Annotated in this window: 1 protein-coding gene; it reads right to left on the bottom strand. The window is 54.1% G+C overall.

The features are described 5' to 3' along the window. The coding region (locus RTW80_RS26800) for a type IV secretion system DNA-binding domain-containing protein (protein ID WP_312721129.1) at positions 1 to 632 on the bottom strand (632 nt) is incomplete at both ends.

The raw sequence follows: 632 nt of genomic DNA, 5'->3' as shown, positions 1-632 counted from the left end.
GCTGAGGGCGTGTTGGCCAGATAGGTACGCAGATTTTTCATGCTGAGTGAGAGAAGTGTTTTGAGAAACTTCTCAATGCTGCGTTCCGGGTCTACAGACATACGTATGGCCAGGTCAGCGTAGATAGTGCGCGAGCTGGATACCCAGAATGGGTCTGAATCCCCTTCGCCCGGGCTAAGGCTGGCGGCCAGGTTGTCATAGTCGACTGCATCAACACACTCTCCCCACATCTGCCAGTTGGCACAGCGTTCATCGTGAGCGTTTAGAATGAAATCGGTGTCGGGGTTGTAATGGGTTTCGGTAAAGGTACAGCCGGAGTCGTAAATAATGGCTCTGTCACCGCGCTTACGGATGTGATCCAGAAGCCAGCGTCTCAGCGTCGACTTCCCCACCCCGATGGTGCCATGCATCAGGAAGTTCAGCACTTCTGCCATCCTGACCATATGCAGATCACCCACCCGAAGGTCGGACAGTTCACCGTTTTTACGCAGCAGTTTATTGACTTCTGCCGGCTTGTCCGTCAGCTCCATGCCGGAAATGTATTCATCTTCGCTTTCTTTCCTCCCGATATCCGCGATAAACCAGGTCACCGCCAGGAACACCACCAGGCTGAAGATGCCACTGGCACCGGC

The sequence above is a fragment of the Escherichia sp. AM3 genome (assembly GCF_032029835.1).
Taxonomy (GTDB): domain Bacteria; phylum Pseudomonadota; class Gammaproteobacteria; order Enterobacterales; family Enterobacteriaceae; genus Escherichia; species Escherichia coli.
The sequence above is the reverse complement of the archived record's forward strand: the minus strand, read 5'-3'. Positions and strand labels throughout refer to the sequence as shown.